At 41.9% G+C, this 1,040-nt stretch carries 1 protein-coding gene; it reads right to left on the bottom strand.

Translation table 11 applies throughout. The features are described 5' to 3' along the window. Window positions 1–538: 538 nt before the first annotated feature. The gene (locus tag FYJ80_RS11655) at window positions 539–955 is read right to left on the bottom strand and encodes a helix-turn-helix domain-containing protein (protein WP_154427079.1); all 417 of its coding nucleotides are present in this window, start codon (window positions 953–955) and stop codon (window positions 539–541) included. Window positions 956–1,040 lie beyond the last annotated feature (85 nt).

Raw genomic sequence — 1,040 nt, 5'->3', positions numbered from 1 at the left:
TACATCGATAAATTCCAGAATGGGGAACGCTGTCTCCTGGATTATATCGTGACTTCCACCATGTTTGATCGCTACTGACGCTTTGTAAAAACTTCTCTGTTTCGCTGGTATATGCAGCCATTTAGCTTTCCTTTTCTGAATTTATAGGGCAGAGATAGAAAAGCCGCCCGCTGGGGCGGCTTTTCGTTGCCAGTCTAAATATCAAGCATATTGGGTTAACATCCAGGTTACAGCCTTTCCTGCGTACGGAGGCATTACATTACCTTTTGCTATCGGGGCTGTAGTGGAAGGGGTTCCTACGACTTTCCAGACACCACTTTCAGGACACTTTTGTCCGGTAGAAGCAGTCGTACCAATTGGTGCTTTAGACATGCTAATTCCTCTTTTTGTGTTTTGTCCGTATTGCTGTTTGTGTAGCGATACTGATGTTTAGTTTAGAAATTAGCTTTCAATAGGGAGCTGTTGTCATTTTCTAGAAATGTGATGCTGAACACCTTTTGTACAGTGATGTGCGCGCTTTGGCTGTCGGAATTTTTGGTTACTTTTCGTTTAGTTTGGCGTTGAGGTCTGGCGTAAGAATGTTTAGTGACTTAACTAAAAGAGACATATCGTAAATGTTTCGCCCTTTGTACTTAGGGTTGTCCTTGCTTGTACGAATTTTTGTAAGCAATCCGTAATTTTCAAGTTCTTTGAGTGAGCGTTGAACTGTTCTTGATGAAACTCCCATTCTAACCGCGATGCTCTCTTGAGATGGATGTGGCCAATCATAGGGTTTCCACCAGTGGATAATTAGATGAAGTAGCACATTGAATGTTGTGGGGGTCATATTGAGTGCGCCCTGCAGGAAGAAAAGGGATGTAGGAATGGCTGACCATCCCATGCTTAACGCTTCCTTCCCCCATTTAGACTCAAGTGTCTGTTTTTGAATGTCTAAATTATTTTTTTGATCTGACATATACCAACCTGCTAAGCTGAAGTCTTCTTAGAAGACTTCAGCTTAGCAGGTTGGTAAATTAATTCATATAATTAGTACGACACCA

Origin of the sequence: Bullifex porci (genome assembly GCF_009695635.1) — a bacterium.
Classification (GTDB): domain Bacteria; phylum Spirochaetota; class Spirochaetia; order Sphaerochaetales; family Sphaerochaetaceae; genus Bullifex; species Bullifex porci.
This window is presented reverse-complemented; position numbering and strand designations above follow the sequence as displayed.